Here is a 16,398-nt window from a genome sequence, read left to right on the forward strand (position 1 = left end):
CCGGAAGGCGGGGCCGTACGCGCGCGTGGCCCCGCAAGCCGCTGCCTCCGCCGCGGCCGTACGGACCCAGACGCGTGCCGTCCCGGCCGCGCTGTCAGCGGCGTCTCGTAGTCTTGGGCCCGTGCAGGAACTCCACGATGCCCCCCTCGCCCCGCTGACCACTTTCCGGCTGGGCGGTCCCGCGACCCGGCTGGTCACGGCCGTCACCGACGCCGAGGTGATCGACGCCGTCCGTGAGGCCGACGACAGCGGTACGCCGCTGTTGCTCATCGGCGGCGGATCGAACCTGGTCATCGGCGACAAGGGCTTCGACGGCACCGCCCTGCGCATCGCCACCCGCGAGTTCGAGCTCGACGGCACGCGGCTCGAGCTGGCCGCCGGCGAGGTGTGGACCGACGCCGTCGCCCGTGCCGTGGAGGCCGGGCTCGCAGGCATCGAGTGCCTCGCCGGAATCCCGGGATCCGCGGGCGCGACGCCGATCCAGAACGTCGGGGCCTACGGCCAGGAGGTCTCCGCCACCATCACCGAGGTCGTCGCCTACGACCGCACCGCGCGCGACACCGTCACGCTCACGAACGCCGAGTGCGCGTTCTCGTACCGGCACAGCCGTTTCAAGGCCGATCCCCAGCGCTATGTCGTGCTGCGCATCCGCTTCGAGCTGGAGGACGCGGACGGCCTGTCGGCGCCGGTCAAGTACGCCGAGGCCGCCCGCGCGCTCGGGGTCGAGCCCGGTGACCGGGTGCCGCTCGCCGCCGCGCGCGAGACCGTCCTCAAGCTGCGTGCCGGGAAGGGCATGGTGCTGGACGCCGAGGACCACGACACCTGGTCGGCCGGGTCCTTCTTCACCAACCCGATCCTCACGCACGACGAGTTCGCCGCCTTCCACGCGCGCGTGAAGGAGCGCCTGGGCGACGACGTGGAACCGCCCGCCTACCCCGCCGGCGACGGCCACACCAAGACCTCCGCGGCCTGGCTGATCGACAAGGCGGGCTTCACCAAGGGGTACGGCACCGGTCCCGCCCGCATCTCCACCAAGCACACCCTTGCCCTCACCAACCGGGGCCGGGCCACCACCGAGGACCTGCTCGCGCTGGCCCGTGAGGTCGTCGCCGGGGTCCGCGCGGCCTTCGGCATCACACTGGTCAACGAGCCCGTGACGGTCGGCGTCAGCCTCTAGGGCCTGTTGCGATCCCGTCGTCCGTCCGAAGGGCGGGCCGGGCGGCGTCAGGTGCGGCGTGCCGGGTGCAGGCCCTCGTACTGGACGTACTTGGGTCTGCGCCCGGTGCGGCGAGTGGGGGCACCTCCCACGCCCTTCAGGCAGTGGGGGAGCGTGCATGGCGTCGCCGGGCAGGCGGGACTTTCGCAACAGGCCCTAGCAGCGCCGAGCCAAGGGGAACCCCGAACGCCCGCGCGGACTAGTACGCGACCCCCACGCCCTGCCCGACCGTCTCCGGATCGTCGACCATCGCCAGCATCGCGTGCGCCACATCCGCGCGCGCGATGAAGCGGCCCTTGGGCGGGAAACCCCCGACGACCATGCGGTACGCGCCGGTGACGGGCTTGTCCTGCAACCGCGGAGGCCGTACGGACGTCCAGTCCGTGCCGCTGCGCGCCAGCTCGGCCTCCATCTCCCGCAGGTCCGCGTAGACGTCCTTGAGCATCGCGGAGACGACGGCCCGCGCGGTGCGGTCGAGGAAACCGTCGTCCGTCCGCTCGGGGCCGACCGGACCGGCGCTGACCACCAGGAGCCGCAGTACCCCCTCCGCCCGCATGGCCTCCAGGACCGCACGCGTCAGCCGGGCCGCGACCCCGGCGTCCTTGCGGCTGCGCGCGCCCAGCCCGGACAGGACCGCGTCCCGGCCCGCGACTGCGGGGCGGATCGCCGCCGGGTCGGTGAGGTCGGCCCGGAAGACCTCCAGACCCGCGCCGGTCACGGTCAGCCGTGCCGGATCGCGGACGACGGCCGTGACCTTGTGGCCCCCGGCCAGTCCCTGCCGGACGATCTCCTGACCGATACCGCCGGTCGCGCCGAAAACGGTGAGATTCATGGCGTACTCCTCCCGTACTCCCGTACCCCCGCGCTCCCCGAGACAAGAGTGCGGTGGTGGGTGAGTGTTCACTCACCGCTTCCTCTCCTAGGGTGGGTAAGTACTCACCCACCCGTCAAGCCCCGTCGGAGACGCCATGAAATCCTTGGGCGCCATGGAGCAGAAACCGGCTCGCGTCCGCATCCTCGACGCCGCCCACGAGCTGATGCTCACCGTCGGCCTCGCCCGCGCAACGACCAAGGAGATCGCCAAGGCGGCCGACTGCTCCGAAGCAGCGCTCTACAAGTACTTCCCGAGCAAGGAGGAGTTGTTCGTCCGGGTGCTCGCCGAGCGGCTGCCCCGCCTGACGCCCCTGCTCACCAGCCTCGCGGCCGAACCCGGACAGGGCACCCTGGAGGACAACCTCACCGAGATCGCCCGCCAGGCGGCCCTGTTCTACGAGCAGAGCTTCCCGATCGCGGCCTCCCTGTACGCCGAGACACAGCTGAAGCGGCGGCACGACGACGCGCTGAGGCAGATGGGCTCGGGCCCGCACATGCCGATCAAGGGTCTCGACGCCTACCTCCGCGCCGAGCAGAAAGCCGGGCGCGTCCGCCCTGACGCCGACACCTTCGCCGCCGCGTCCCTCCTGCTCGGCGCCTGCGCTCAGCGGGCGTTCGCCTACGACGCCTCCGACACCGGCCGCCGCCCCCCGGTGGACGACTTCGCCCGCCGCCTCGCCCGGACCCTGCTGGGCGGAATCTCCGTTGCAGAGGACCCCACCGCATCGCGACCCTGAGCACATGAGGCATCCCGCATGCGGCTGAGACTGCGCGAGTTCAGGCCGAACACGGGCCCCCACCGGCACCGCGTCGTCCAACCGTGGCAGCCGCTGCGCCACACCTCACTGCGCGCCCCGGACCCCGTCGGCCTGCTCCTCGGCGACCACGACGGGCTCAGCCGGCTCGCGGGCCTGTTCTCCTTCGCCGCCTACTCGCGGCACACGATCGTCCACGTGCCCCTGCGCGACGGCGTCCCACCGGACGAGGGCACCGGCGAGCTGGTGGACCTCGTCCTGGCCCATCACTCCCACGGCCTGCGCCCCAGCAGATGGCCCGCCCTGCGCCGCACGCTCGGCCCCGGCACCCCGCTCACCGTCCGCACCGACGAGGCCCGCACCGCGCGGGACGCGGGAGCCTGGCGGCAGCGCCCAGGCCCCTGCGACGAGCTTCGGCACATGACGCACGCCCGCACCCTCTTCCTCTTCGGCAGCCGGGACGTCTTCGCCGAGAGCGCGATGTCCTTCGCTCACGCGGCGGGCTGGGGGCCGCGCCAGAAGCGCGTCGCCGAGGGACACCTGGCGTACATGACGAACCTTCCGCTGACCGACGAGCCCGGCGGCGGGCACCCCGCCGAGGTCGACGTCTGCTTCAAGCCGTATCCGCCCTACGGGCACTTCAGGCGACCGGGCGAGTCAGCCAGTCGTCGATGCCCGCCAGCAGCTTCGCCCGCACGTCCTCCGGCGCCGCGGAGCCCCTGACCGACTGCCGGGCCAGCTCGGCCAGCTCCGCGTCCTTGAACTCGTGGTGGCGGCGCGCGAGTTCGTACTGCGCGGCCAGCCGGGAGCCGAACAGCAGCGGGTCGTCGGCGCCCAGGGCCATCGGGACACCCGCGTCGAACAGGGTCCGCAGCGGCACGTCCTCGGGCTTCTCGTACACGCCCAGCGCCACGTTCGACGCCGGGCACACCTCGCACGTCACCCCGCGGTCCGCCAGCCGCTTCAGCAGCCGCGGGTCCTCGGCGGCGCGCACTCCGTGCCCGATCCGCGAGGCGTGCAGGTCGTCCAGGCAGTCACGCACCGACGCCGGACCCGTCAGCTCGCCGCCGTGCGGGGCCGCGAGCAGACCGCCGTCCCGGGCGATCGAGAACGCCCGGTCGAAGTCCCGCGCCATGCCCCGGCGCTCGTCGTTGGACAGCCCGAAACCGACCACACCCCGGTCGGCGTACCGCACCGCCAGCCGGGCCAGCGTGCGGGCGTCCAGCGGGTGCTTCATACGGTTGGCGGCCACGAGGACCCGCATGCCGAGCCCGGTGTCCCGCGAGGCCGTCTCGACGGCGTCCAGGATGATCTCGAGGGCCGGGATCAGCCCACCCAGCCGTGGGGCGTACGACGTCGGGTCCACCTGGATCTCCAGCCAGCCCGAGCCGTCCTTCAGATCCTCCTCGGCGGCCTCCCGGACCAGCCGCCGGATGTCCTCGGGCTCTCTGATGCAGGACCGTGCCGCGTCGTACAGTCGCTGGAAACGGAACCAGCCCCGCTCGTCCGTGGCCCGCAGTCTCGGCGGCTCCCCACTGGTCAGCGCCTCCGTGAGCGCCTCGGGCAACCGCACACCGTATTTGTCGGCCAGCTCCAGCAGGGTGGTGGGCCGCATCGATCCGGTGAAGTGCAGATGCAGATGGGCTTTCGGCAGCTCAGAGACATCACGTACACGCTCCATCTGAAGATCCTGCCGTACGTCGCCGCCGTCCCGGAAGCGGATTCCCCGTACGTGGTCTTGCTCGCACAAAGAAACAGGGGCCACCCACGGATTTCCGCGGGTGGCCCCTGTACAGGGCGGACGTCAGTCCCGCGCCTCCGCCAGCAACTTCTGGATCCGGCTCACACCCTCGACGAGATCCTCGTCACCCAGCGCGTACGACAGCCGCAGATAGCCGGGCGTGCCGAAGGCCTCGCCCGGGACGACCGCGACCTCGGCCTCCTCCAGGATCAGCGCGGCCAGCTCGACCGAGTTCTGCGGGCGCCTGCCGCGGATCTCCTTGCCGATCAGCGCCTTCACCGACGGGTACGCGTAGAACGCGCCCTCGGGCTCCGGGCAGACCACGCCGTCGATCTCGTTGAGCATCCGCACGATCGTCCTGCGGCGGCGGTCGAAGGCCTCGCGCATCTTCGCGACCGCCTCCAGGTCGCCGGAGACGGCGGCCAGGGCGGCGATCTGGGCGACGTTCGACACGTTCGACGTGGCGTGCGACTGGAGGTTCGTCGCGGCCTTCACCACGTCCTTCGGGGCGATGAGCCAGCCCACGCGCCAGCCCGTCATGGCGTACGTCTTCGCCACACCGTTGACCACGATGCACTTGTCCCGCAGCTCGGGCAGGAGCGCCGGCAGCGAGGTGAACTTCGCGTCGCCGTAGACGAGGTGCTCGTAGATCTCGTCCGTCAGGACCCACAGCCCGTGCTCGACGGCCCAGCGGCCGATCGCCTCGGCCTCCTGCTCGCTGTAGACGGCGCCGGTCGGGTTGGAGGGGGAGACGAACAGGACGACCTTGGTCTTCTCCGTGCGCGCGGCCTCCAACTGCTCCACGCTCACCCGGTAGCCGGTGGTCTCGTCGGCGACGACCGCCACCGGGACACCGCCGGCCAGGCGGATCGACTCCGGGTACGTCGTCCAGTACGGCGCCGGGACGATGACCTCGTCGCCCGGGTCGAGGATCGCGGCGAAGGCCTCGTAGATGGCCTGCTTGCCGCCGTTGGTGACGAGGATCTGCGACGCGTCGACCTCGTAGCCCGAGTCGCGCAGCGTCTTCGCAGCGATCGCGGCCTTCAGCTCCGGCAGACCGCCGGCGGGCGTGTAGCGGTGGTACTTCGGGTTCTTGCAGGCCTCGATCGCGGCGTCGACGATGTAGTCCGGGGTCGGGAAGTCGGGCTCACCGGCGCCGAAGCCGATCACCGGACGCCCGGCGGCCTTGAGGGCCTTGGCCTTGGCGTCCACGGCGAGGGTGGCGGACTCGGAGATCGCGCCGACTCGGGCGGAGACCCGGCGCTCGGTGGGAGGGGTTGCAGCGCTCATGGGGCCATCGTTTCAGACCGGAAACGCCCCCGGCACGCGGGTTTCACAGACTGAACGGCATCGGGCGGCCAGTGAACAAGCGTCCGGATCCGGCCCCCGGCCAGGACGATCTTCCCTCCGGGGAGCCTGTGCGGGCTCTTTCTGTTCGACGCCGGGGCCCGGACCACGTACACTCTCACCTCGTTGGCCTCCAGCCGCCGTCTCAGCCGGTGCACACCGAGCACCCGGTCGGATGCGGTACGTTGGGGAACACACAAAGGGTCGTAGCTCAATTGGTAGAGCACTGGTCTCCAAAACCAGCGGTTGGGGGTTCAAGTCCCTCCGGCCCTGCTACACACACCGCCAGGATGTGTGCGCATATACGTACAGCATTGCACCGCCGTGCGGCTCAGACCGGGCGCGGCACGGCCACGACCCGGGATCAGGTGAGGACGAATGACGGACGCCGTGGGCTCCATCGACACGCCTGACGCGGACGAGGTGCCGGAGTCCAAGAAGAAGACCCGCAAGGGTGGCAAGCGCGCCAAGAAGGGCCCGCTGAAGCGCCTCGCGATCTTCTACCGCCAGATCGTCGCGGAACTCCGCAAGGTCGTCTGGCCGACCCGCAACCAGCTGACGTCGTACACCACCGTGGTGATCTTCTTCGTCGCCATCATGATCGCGCTGGTGACCGTGATTGACTATGGGCTCAACCACGCGGCCAAGTACGTCTTCGGCTGAGCCAAGAGCGAAGGGCGCCGTGGTACCGGCGCCCGTTTTCGCATGTTCCACCTCTATGTATCCAGGAAGAAGCAGCCATCGTGTCTGACGTGTCTGACCCGAACCTGAACGACGCCGTTGAGTCTCGTGAGGACGCAGCTGAGTCCGTACGTGACGAGCTCGACATCGTCGCGGGCGCGGACGAGCAGGACGAGCTCGATGCTGAAGAGTCCGAGGCGGGGGAGCCGGCCGAGGAGGCCGCCCTTCAGGTCGTGACCGACGAGGAACTCGAGGAGACGGCCGAGGAAGAGCCGGCCGAGCCCGTCGACCCCGTCCAGGCCCTGCGCGAGGAGCTGCGCTCGCTGCCCGGCGAGTGGTACGTCATCCACACGTACGCCGGTTACGAGAACCGTGTGAAGACCAACCTGGAGCAGCGCGCCGTCTCGCTGAACGTCGAGGACTACATCTTCCAGGCCGAGGTGCCGCAGGAAGAGGTCGTCCAGATCAAGAACGGCGACCGCAAGACGATCAAGCAGAACAAGCTGCCGGGTTACGTCCTGGTCCGCATGGACCTGACGAACGAGTCCTGGGGCGTCGTCCGCAACACCCCCGGCGTCACCGGCTTCGTCGGCAACGCCTATGACCCGTACCCGCTGACCCTGGACGAGATCGTCAAGATGCTCGCCCCGGAGGCCGAGGAGAAGGCCGCCCGCGAGGCCGCCGAGGCCGAGGGCAAGCCCGCCCCGCAGCGCAGGGTCGAGGTCCAGGTGCTGGACTTCGAGGTCGGCGACTCGGTCACCGTCACCGACGGTCCGTTCGCCACGCTCCAGGCCACCATCAACGAGATCAACCCAGACTCGAAGAAGGTGAAGGGCCTCGTGGAGATCTTCGGCCGCGAGACGCCGGTCGAGCTGTCCTTCGACCAGATCCAGAAGAACTAGTTCCCTCCGGAGAACCAGCTCCCTCTGGAACCATCGCTTCCGAGCAGGTCAGACGGGCTCTCGTAGCCGGTCTGACCTGCTCGGTTTTTAGCCGCACACCCATACCCGTTATCGTTGTGCGGTATGCCTTCATCCGGGACGCGACCCGGGCGCAGGCACGCCTCAATCGAAAGGACCCGGAGAGTAATGCCTCCCAAGAAGAAGAAGGTCACGGGGCTCATCAAGCTCCAGATCCAGGCCGGTGCCGCCAACCCGGCTCCGCCGGTCGGCCCCGCGCTGGGTCAGCACGGCGTCAACATCATGGAGTTCTGCAAGGCCTACAACGCCGCGACCGAGTCGCAGCGCGGTTGGGTCATCCCGGTGGAGATCACGGTCTACGAGGACCGCTCCTTCACCTTCATCACCAAGACGCCGCCGGCCGCCAAGATGATCCTCAAGGCCGCGGGCATCGAGAAGGGCTCCGGCGAGCCGCACAAGACCAAGGTCGCCAAGATCACCGAGGCGCAGGTCCGCGAGATCGCCCAGACCAAGCTGCCCGACCTCAACGCCAACGACCTGGACGCCGCCGCGAAGATCATCGCCGGCACCGCGCGTTCCATGGGCGTCACGGTCGAGGGCTGACCTCAACCTCGTAAGCAGAAGAACCGTGGTAGGGCCTGCTCGGCCCGTAACCACGACTCCTTTCAGAACACACAGGAGCAGTTGTGAGCAAGCGCAGCAAGGCTCTCCGCGCTGCGGACGCCAAGGTCGACCGGGAGAAGCTGTACGCCCCGCTCGAGGCCGTCCGTCTCGCCAAGGAGACCTCCACGTCCAAGTTCGACGGCACCGTCGAGGTCGCCTTCCGTCTGGGTGTCGACCCGCGCAAGGCCGACCAGATGGTCCGTGGCACCGTGAACCTTCCGCACGGCACCGGTAAGACCGCCCGGGTCCTGGTCTTCGCGACCGGTGACCGTGCCGAGGCCGCGCGTGCCGCGGGCGCCGACATCGTCGGCGCCGACGAGCTGATCGACGAGGTGTCGAAGGGGCGTCTGGACTTCGACGCCGTCGTCGCCACCCCGGACCTCATGGGCAAGGTCGGCCGCCTCGGCCGCGTCCTCGGCCCGCGTGGTCTGATGCCGAACCCGAAGACCGGCACCGTCACCCCCGACGTGGCCAAGGCCGTCACCGAGATCAAGGGCGGCAAGATCGAGTTTCGCGTCGACAAGCACTCGAACCTGCACTTCATCATCGGCAAGGTGTCCTTCGACGACACCAAGCTGGTGGAGAACTACGGCGCCGCGCTGGAGGAGATCCTCCGTCTGAAGCCGTCCGCCGCCAAGGGCCGCTACATCAAGAAGGCCGCCATCACCACCACGATCGGCCCCGGCGTTCCGCTCGACCCGAACCGCACCCGCAACCTCCTCGTCGAGGAGGACCCGGCCGCCGTCTGAGCCGAGCGCTCACCCCGGTAGCCGCGTCAGGGACGCGACAAAGAGGACGGGCCCCGCAACCTTCCGAGGTGCGGGGCCCGTCCTTTCTTCGTACGACCCTTCGTACGGCTGTCGGTGCTCTGCGTTAGCGTGCAGACACAGGACTCGCATGGGGGTGGGACGACATGAAGAGCACGACCGTGCGCCGCATGGCCCTCTCGATCGCGGTGGCCGCCGCGCTGACCGCAGTGGCCGCCTGCGGCTCCCCGGACTCCTCCTCGGGCTCCGGCAAGGGCGACAAGGCCGCCGGGAAGAGCACGCCGCACATGAGCCCCATAGCGGCCCTGCGCTCCGCCGAGAGGTCCACGGACAAGGCCGAGTCGGCCAGGGTCCGCTCCACGACCACCATGGGCTCACTGATGTCCATGACGGCCGACGGCGCCCTCACCTGGGGCGACGGCGTCACCGGCACGCTCACCATCACCTACACGGGCGGCACGATGGCCGACACGATGCGCCGGACGGGCTCGACGTCCATGGAGGCGCGCTATCTGCCCGACGCCTACTACGCCAGGATGGGCGACGCGTTCGCCCGGCAGGCGGGCGGCAAGCACTGGATCAAGTACGCGTACGACGACCTGGCCGACCTCGGCGGCAACTCCGGCGCGTATCTCAAGGACCAGATGCAGAACACCACACCGAACCAGTCCGTGAAGCTGCTGCTCGCCTCCGGCGACGTGAAGAAGGCCGGCGAGGAGACGATCTCCGGCGAGCACACCACGCACTATTCCGGCACCGTGAACGTGGCCGACCTCGCCGGCGAGAACAGCAACCTCGACGCGAGCCAGTTGGCCGACCTGAAGAAGCAGCTCAGTCAGGCCGGCGTCAGCACGGAGACCGTCGACATCTGGGTCAACGACAAGGACCTGCTGGTCAAGAAGGTCGAGAAGGCGGACATGGCGGCGGGCGCGATGACCCAGACCGCGTACTTCAGCGACTACGGCACGAAGGTCCCGGTCGAGGAGCCCCCGGCCTCCGACACCGAGGACTTCAAGGCGCTGCTGAAGAAGCAGGGGACCACGCCGGGCGGCACCGGCACCTCCTGAGCCCCACGGAAATCGCGAAGCCTCTGTCGTACCCGTGGGATACGCTCGCGCCGTCCTACTGTGAATCGCTCATGTGTTCCTTGGGGGGAATCAATGAGGTCTTCTGTACGAGTTTCGGGCGGGCTCAAGGTCACGGGCGCCGGGCTGGCGGCCCTGCTGCTCGCCGCCGGAGCGGTCGGCTGTTCCAAGGGCTCCGACGAACAGTCGCCGGCCATGACACCGGCGGCGGCCGTCGCCAAGGCGGCGAAGAACTCGGAGGACATCACGTCGCTCCGGTACCGGATGGACGGGAAGATGCCCGGCGCGGGCAGCGTGAATGGCGAGGCGGCGATGAGCATGAAGCCGCTCGCGATGAGCATGAAGATGACATCCTCCCAGTCGCCCGACCCGGTGGAGATCCGCCTGGTCGGCCAGGCGCTCTACATCAACGGCGGCGCCGAGGCAGCCAAGGAGATGGACGGCAAGAGCTGGATGAAGCTCGGCTCCGCCGCCCTCGGTGACGCGGCGAAGGACCTCAACGCCGACTCGATGGGCGCCGCCCAGGCCGACCAGAACCCGGCTACCGAGTCCACCTTCCTCACCGGCTCCAAGGACGTGAAGAAGGTCGGCACCGAGACCGTCGACGGCGTGAAGACCACCCACTACAAGGGCACGGTCACCCTCGCCGAGCTGCGCAAGGCCATGAAGAGCGGCGACAAGGAAACCCGCGAGCGCCGCGAGAAGAGCCTTCAGCAGTACGAGAAGATGGGCGCCGACAAGCTCACGATGGACATGTGGATCGATGGCAGCGACCACACCAAGCGGTTCCGGATGAACTCCGACACCGGCAACGGCCCTCTCGACATGACCATCACCTTCCTCGACTACAACAAGCCTGTCACCGTCAAGGCCCCGCCGGCCGCCCAGACCGTCGACCTGGCCCAGATGATGAAGGACGCCCAGAGCCAGGGCTGAGCCCCGTAGGGACGGATTTGCTCGACCGCGCCCCGTTCCCGTACTCTCCTACAGAAGCCAAAGACCGCTGGTCGTTGCCGTGCACTCGCAAGAGGGCGCGGTGGCCGAAGGATCCGCTGATACGCGGACGACCCGCGCAGGTGACTGTGGAAGTGCTCCCGGAGTTCGCCGCCGTACGGCGTGCGAGTGCCCGGTCGAGCTACGCCCCGTGCGCCTGCGCCGGGGCGTTTCGTTTACCCCAGCCCCTTCCGAGCGGTCCCATCACCCGGAAGGAGGCCGACGCTCTATGGCAAGGCCCGACAAGGCTGCCGCGGTAGCCGAGCTGACGGAGCAGTTCCGCAGCTCGAACGCCGCTGTGCTGACCGAGTACCGGGGTCTCACCGTGGCCCAGCTCAAGACGCTGCGCCGTTCGCTCGGTGAGAACGCCCAGTACGCCGTGGTGAAGAACACGCTGACCAAGATTGCGGCCAACGAGGCCGGGATCACGACGCTCGACGACCTGTTCAACGGTCCGACGGCGGTCGCCTTCGTCACCGGTGACCCGGTGGAGTCGGCGAAGGGTCTTCGTGACTTCGCCAAGGACAACCCGAACCTCGTCATCAAGGGCGGTGTCCTTGACGGCAAGGCGCTGTCCGCCGACGAGATCAAGAAGCTTGCGGACCTCGAGTCCCGCGAGGTTCTGCTCGCCAAGCTGGCGGGTGCCTTCAAGGGCAAGCAGACTCAGGCTGCTCAGGTCTTCCAGGCGCTCCCGTCGAAGCTCGTCCGCACCGTGGACGCTCTTCGCGCCAAGCAGGACGAGCAGGGCGGTGCCGAGTAACTCGGCTCGCGCATTGACCGCCGCCTGAGGCGACGGTCGCAGCGGGCCGACCGTACGCCCGCCAGACATGTACATCCGGCACCAGCCGAATTAGTGGAAGGATCGCCCGTCATGGCGAAGCTCAGCCAGGAAGACCTGCTCGCGCAGTTCGAGGAGATGACCCTCATCGAGCTCTCCGAGTTCGTGAAGGCGTTCGAGGACAAGTTCGACGTCACCGCCGCCGCCGCGGTGGCCGTCGCCGGCCCGGCCGGTCCGGCCGCCGTTGCCGAGGCCGCTGAGGAGCAGGACGAGTTCGACGTCATCCTCACGGGTGCCGGCGAGAAGAAGATCCAGGTCATCAAGGTCGTGCGTGAGCTGACCTCCCTGGGCCTGAAGGAGGCCAAGGACCTCGTGGACGGCGCTCCGAAGCCGGTCCTCGAGAAGGTCGCCAAGGACGCCGCCGAGAAGGCCGCCGAGTCCCTCAAGGGCGCCGGCGCCTCCGTCGAGGTCAAGTAAGACCCTTCGGAGTCCACGTGACTCCCGCGCGCTGAACATGCCCCGGTAGGGCTGTAACGCGAACGCACCGAAGAGCGATCATCCATCCGGGTGGTCGCTCTTCGGCGTTTCCGGGGGCCTCGTGGCGGCTGCCTTGCACCCTTGGTCGCGAGGGGTATGGTGATCTTCGTCGTACCCTCGAGCGCCCCTGGTGGCAGGCTGCAAGTGACGAGCGCAGCACCCGGTTTTGGGCAAGGGGGGCCTTGACGAACCGCACGCAGCGCGCAATTCTCAGGGCGTCGTCACAACGATCCGAATCCGAGGCATGGATCGACGACGAAGAGGGCAGTATCACCGTGCGTTGAGGGCAGGCATGCCGAGGGTATTGACAAGAACGAGGGTCTTGAAAAACCCGCACTGGACATCAGTGTGCCAAGTGGCTACACTGACCCTTTGCGCTGCCTGTTAGCTGTCCCCTGCCCGTCACCAGGGGCATGCCCTCGCTTGAGCACCGATGACCGGATCGTCCCTGACCTGGCTCTTTAGCCAATTCGGGAACGGCCTGTCTCCGTGCATGGGAGAGGGGCCGGCACGCGCGTAGTGAGTCCGAGCCCTCGGAAGGACCCCCTCTTGGCCGCCTCGCGCAACGCCTCGACCGCGAATACGAACAACGGCGCCAGCACTGCCCCGCTGCGCATTTCCTTTGCAAAGATCAAGGAGCCCCTCGAGGTTCCGAACCTTCTCGCGCTGCAAACCGAGAGCTTCGACTGGCTGCTCGGCAACGACGTGTGGAAGGCTCGCGTCGAGGAGGCTCTGGAGTCCGGTCAGGATGTCCCCACCAAGTCCGGTCTCGAGGAGATCTTCGAGGAGATCTCCCCGATCGAGGACTTCTCCGGGTCGATGTCGCTGACTTTCCGTGACCACCGCTTCGAGCCGCCGAAGAACTCCATCGACGAGTGCAAGGAGCGCGACTTCACGTACGCCGCCCCGCTCTTCGTCACGGCCGAGTTCACCAACAACGAGACCGGCGAGATCAAGTCCCAGACCGTCTTCATGGGCGACTTCCCGCTCATGACGAACAAGGGCACCTTCGTCATCAACGGCACCGAGCGTGTCGTTGTCTCGCAGCTGGTCCGCTCGCCCGGTGTCTACTTCGACTCCAGCATCGACAAGACGTCCGACAAGGACATCTTCTCCGCCAAGATCATCCCGTCCCGGGGTGCCTGGCTGGAGATGGAGATCGACAAGCGCGACATGGTCGGTGTCCGCATCGACCGCAAGCGCAAGCAGTCCGTCACCGTCCTCCTGAAGGCGCTCGGCTGGACGACCGAGCAGATCCTCGAGGAGTTCGGCGAGTACGAGTCGATGCGCGCCACCCTGGAGAAGGACCACACCCAGGGCCAGGACGACGCGCTGCTCGACATCTACCGCAAGCTGCGCCCGGGCGAGCCCCCCACGCGTGAGGCCGCGCAGACGCTGCTCGAGAACCTGTATTTCAACCCGAAGCGTTACGACCTCGCCAAGGTCGGTCGCTACAAGGTCAACAAGAAGCTGGGTGCGGACGCCCCGCTCGACGCGGGCATCCTGACCGTCGAGGACGTCATCTCGACGATCAAGTACCTGGTCAAGCTGCACGCGGGCGAGACCGAGACGGTCGGTGACTCCGGCCAGACGATCGTCGTCGAGACCGACGACATCGACCACTTCGGCAACCGCCGCCTGCGCAGCGTCGGCGAGCTCATCCAGAACCAGGTCCGTACGGGTCTGGCGCGTATGGAGCGCGTCGTGCGCGAGCGCATGACCACGCAGGACGTCGAGGCGATCACGCCGCAGACCCTGATCAACATCCGGCCGGTCGTCGCCTCCATCAAGGAGTTCTTCGGCACCAGCCAGCTGTCCCAGTTCATGGACCAGAACAACCCGCTGTCCGGGCTGACGCACAAGCGTCGTCTGTCCGCGCTCGGCCCGGGTGGTCTCTCCCGTGAGCGGGCCGGCTTCGAGGTCCGTGACGTGCACCCCTCGCACTACGGCCGCATGTGCCCGATCGAGACGCCCGAAGGCCCGAACATCGGTCTGATCGGCTCGCTCGCCTCCTACGGCCGCGTCAACGCGTTCGGTTTCGTCGAGACGCCGTACCGCAAGGTCGTCTCGGGCCAGGTCACCGACGAGGTGGACTACCTGACGGCCGACGAGGAGGACCGGTTCGTCATCGCGCAGGCCAACGCCACGCTCAACGACGACATGAGCTTCGCCGAGGCCCGTGTCCTCGTCCGCCGCCGTGGCGGCGAGGTCGACTACGTCAGCCCCGAAGACGTGGACTACATGGACGTCTCGCCGCGCCAGATGGTGTCGGTCGCGACCGCCATGATCCCGTTCCTCGAGCACGACGACGCCAACCGTGCCCTCATGGGCGCGAACATGATGCGTCAGGCCGTTCCGCTCATCAAGTCCGAGTCCCCGCTCGTCGGCACCGGCATGGAGTACCGCTCCGCGGTCGACGCCGGCGACGTGGTCAAGGCCGAGAAGGACGGTGTGGTCCAGGAGGTCTCCGCGGACTACATCACCACTGCCAACGACGACGGCACGTACATCACGTACCGCCTGGCCAAGTTCTCCCGGTCCAACCAGGGCACCTCGGTCAACCAGAAGGTCATCGTCAACGAGGGCGACCGGATCATCGTGGGCCAGGTCCTGGCCGACGGCCCGGCCACCCAGAACGGCGAGATGGCGCTGGGCAAGAACCTGCTCGTGGCGTTCATGCCGTGGGAGGGTCACAACTACGAGGACGCGATCATCCTGTCGCAGCGCCTCGTGCAGGACGACGTCCTCTCCTCGATCCACATCGAGGAGCACGAGGTCGACGCCCGTGACACCAAGCTCGGCCCCGAGGAGATCACCCGGGACATCCCGAACGTCTCCGAGGAGGTCCTCGCCGACCTCGACGAGCGCGGCATCATCCGCATCGGTGCCGAGGTCATCGCCGGTGACATCCTCGTGGGCAAGGTGACCCCCAAGGGTGAGACCGAGCTGACCCCCGAGGAGCGCCTGCTGCGCGCGATCTTCGGTGAGAAGGCCCGTGAGGTCCGTGACACCTCGCTGAAGGTGCCGCACGGCGAGACCGGCAAGGTCATCGGCGTCCGCGTCTTCGACCGCGAGGAGGGCGACGAGCTTCCCCCCGGTGTGAACCAGCTGGTGCGCGTCTACGTCGCGCAGAAGCGCAAGATCACCGACGGTGACAAGCTCGCCGGCCGTCACGGCAACAAGGGTGTCATCTCCAAGATCCTGCCCATCGAGGACATGCCGTTCCTCGAGGACGGGACCCCGGTCGACATCATCCTCAACCCGCTGGGTGTCCCGTCCCGAATGAACCCGGGACAGGTCCTGGAGATCCACCTCGGCTGGCTCGCCAGCCGCGGCTGGGACGTCTCCGGCCTCGGCGAAGAGTGGGCCCAGCGCCTGCAGGCCATCGAGGCCGACCAGGTCGCCCCGGGCACCAACGTCGCCACCCCCGTCTTCGACGGTGCGCGTGAGGACGAGCTCGCGGGTCTGCTGCAGCACACGATCCCGAACCGCGACGGCGAGCGCATGGTGCTCCCGACCGGTAAGGCGCCGCTGTTCGACGGCCGCTCCGGCGAGCCGTTCCCGGAGCCGATCTCGGTCGGCTACATGTACATCCTGAAGCTGCACCACCTGGTCGACGACAAGCTGCACGCCCGTTCGACCGGTCCGTACTCGATGATCACCCAGCAGCCGCTGGGTGGTAAGGCGCAGTTCGGTGGTCAGCGCTTCGGCGAGATGGAGGTGTGGGCCCTCGAGGCCTACGGCGCCGCATACGCGCTCCAGGAGCTGCTGACCATCAAGTCCGACGACGTCACCGGCCGCGTGAAGGTCTACGAGGCCATCGTCAAGGGCGAGAACATCCCCGAGCCCGGCATCCCCGAGTCCTTCAAGGTCCTCATCAAGGAGATGCAGTCGCTCTGCCTGAATGTGGAGGTGCTGTCCAGCGACGGTATGTCCATCGAGATGCGTGACACCGACGAGGACGTCTTCCGCGCAGCGGAGGAGCTCGGCATCGACCTGTCCCGGCGCGAGCCGAGCAGCGTCGAAGAGGTCTGACGGGAGT

15 protein-coding genes and 1 tRNA gene are annotated in these 16,398 nt (G+C 68.3%); 13 read left to right on the top strand and 3 right to left on the bottom strand.

Annotation, left to right across the window (positions count from 1 at the left end; genetic code table 11):
- Positions 1–121: 121 nt before the first annotated feature.
- A complete protein-coding gene (locus tag ACFYXB_RS01200; RefSeq protein ID WP_389576630.1) occupies positions 122–1,177 on the top strand; it encodes a UDP-N-acetylmuramate dehydrogenase in 1,056 nt (351 codons plus the stop codon).
- Positions 1,178–1,415: 238 nt separating this feature from the next.
- On the opposite strand, the gene ACFYXB_RS01205 is transcribed toward ACFYXB_RS01200, so the two are convergent.
- Entirely contained in the window at positions 1,416–2,048 is a 633-nt protein-coding gene (locus ACFYXB_RS01205) for an NAD(P)-dependent oxidoreductase (RefSeq protein WP_389576632.1), read from the bottom strand.
- Positions 2,049–2,202: 154 nt separating this feature from the next.
- Here ACFYXB_RS01205 and ACFYXB_RS01210 point away from each other — a divergent pair, with 154 nt between their 5' ends.
- The gene (locus ACFYXB_RS01210) at positions 2,203–2,826 is read left to right on the top strand and encodes a helix-turn-helix domain-containing protein (protein ID WP_351368620.1); all 624 of its coding nucleotides are present in this window, start codon (positions 2,203–2,205) and stop codon (positions 2,824–2,826) included.
- An 18-nt stretch (positions 2,827–2,844) separates the two neighbouring features.
- Positions 2,845–3,567 carry a hypothetical protein gene (locus ACFYXB_RS01215; RefSeq protein WP_389576634.1) on the top strand — a complete coding sequence of 241 codons (723 nt, stop codon included), beginning with the start codon at positions 2,845–2,847 and terminating at the stop codon, positions 3,565–3,567.
- On the opposite strand, the gene ACFYXB_RS01220 is transcribed toward ACFYXB_RS01215, so the two are convergent.
- Together ACFYXB_RS01220 and ACFYXB_RS01225 are read right to left on the bottom strand one after the other, a co-directional pair.
- Entirely contained in the window at positions 3,485–4,525 is a 1,041-nt protein-coding gene (locus ACFYXB_RS01220; RefSeq protein WP_351360681.1) for an adenosine deaminase, read from the bottom strand. The two genes, ACFYXB_RS01215 and ACFYXB_RS01220, sit on opposite strands and share 83 nt — an antisense overlap.
- Positions 4,526–4,648: 123 nt before the next feature.
- Positions 4,649–5,875: a pyridoxal phosphate-dependent aminotransferase gene (locus tag ACFYXB_RS01225; RefSeq protein WP_389576636.1), complete on the bottom strand. Its 1,227-nt coding sequence runs from the start codon at positions 5,873–5,875 to the stop codon at positions 4,649–4,651.
- Between the two features lie 257 nt (positions 5,876–6,132).
- Between ACFYXB_RS01225 and ACFYXB_RS01230 the strand changes: the two genes are divergently transcribed.
- From ACFYXB_RS01230 to rpoB, 10 genes are all read left to right on the top strand, one after another.
- A tRNA-Trp gene (locus ACFYXB_RS01230) sits at positions 6,133–6,205 on the top strand.
- 105 nt (positions 6,206–6,310) lie between these two features.
- Entirely contained in the window at positions 6,311–6,595 is a 285-nt protein-coding gene (gene secE, locus ACFYXB_RS01235; RefSeq protein WP_389576638.1) for a preprotein translocase subunit SecE, read from the top strand.
- A gap of 89 nt (positions 6,596–6,684) precedes the next feature.
- Positions 6,685–7,515 (top strand): transcription termination/antitermination protein NusG, encoded by an 831-nt coding sequence (gene nusG, locus ACFYXB_RS01240; RefSeq protein WP_389577415.1) that lies wholly within the window; start codon positions 6,685–6,687, stop codon positions 7,513–7,515.
- Positions 7,516–7,701: 186 nt separating this feature from the next.
- Positions 7,702–8,136 carry a 50S ribosomal protein L11 gene (gene rplK, locus ACFYXB_RS01245; protein WP_003998857.1) on the top strand — a complete coding sequence of 145 codons (435 nt, stop codon included), beginning with the start codon at positions 7,702–7,704 and terminating at the stop codon, positions 8,134–8,136.
- 83 nt (positions 8,137–8,219) lie between these two features.
- On the top strand, positions 8,220–8,945 hold the full coding sequence (gene rplA, locus ACFYXB_RS01250) for a 50S ribosomal protein L1 (protein WP_351360672.1): 726 nt from the start codon (positions 8,220–8,222) through the stop codon (positions 8,943–8,945).
- Between the two features lie 164 nt (positions 8,946–9,109).
- Entirely contained in the window at positions 9,110–10,030 is a 921-nt protein-coding gene (locus tag ACFYXB_RS01255; RefSeq protein ID WP_389576640.1) for a hypothetical protein, read from the top strand.
- A gap of 93 nt (positions 10,031–10,123) precedes the next feature.
- The gene (locus ACFYXB_RS01260; RefSeq protein WP_389576642.1) at positions 10,124–10,984 is read left to right on the top strand and encodes an LppX_LprAFG lipoprotein; all 861 of its coding nucleotides are present in this window, start codon (positions 10,124–10,126) and stop codon (positions 10,982–10,984) included.
- A 286-nt stretch (positions 10,985–11,270) separates the two neighbouring features.
- On the top strand, positions 11,271–11,801 hold the full coding sequence (rplJ, locus tag ACFYXB_RS01265; protein WP_266521127.1) for a 50S ribosomal protein L10: 531 nt from the start codon (positions 11,271–11,273) through the stop codon (positions 11,799–11,801).
- A 111-nt stretch (positions 11,802–11,912) separates the two neighbouring features.
- Complete coding sequence (gene rplL / locus ACFYXB_RS01270; RefSeq protein ID WP_389576644.1) at positions 11,913–12,296, top strand: 50S ribosomal protein L7/L12; 384 nt, start codon at positions 11,913–11,915, stop codon at positions 12,294–12,296.
- A 609-nt stretch (positions 12,297–12,905) separates the two neighbouring features.
- On the top strand, positions 12,906–16,391 hold the full coding sequence (rpoB, locus tag ACFYXB_RS01275) for a DNA-directed RNA polymerase subunit beta (RefSeq protein WP_351360658.1): 3,486 nt from the start codon (positions 12,906–12,908) through the stop codon (positions 16,389–16,391).
- Positions 16,392–16,398 lie beyond the last annotated feature (7 nt).

The sequence above is a fragment of the Streptomyces sp. NPDC002619 genome, from assembly GCF_042889305.1.
Classification (GTDB): Bacteria; Actinomycetota; Actinomycetes; order Streptomycetales; family Streptomycetaceae; genus Streptomyces.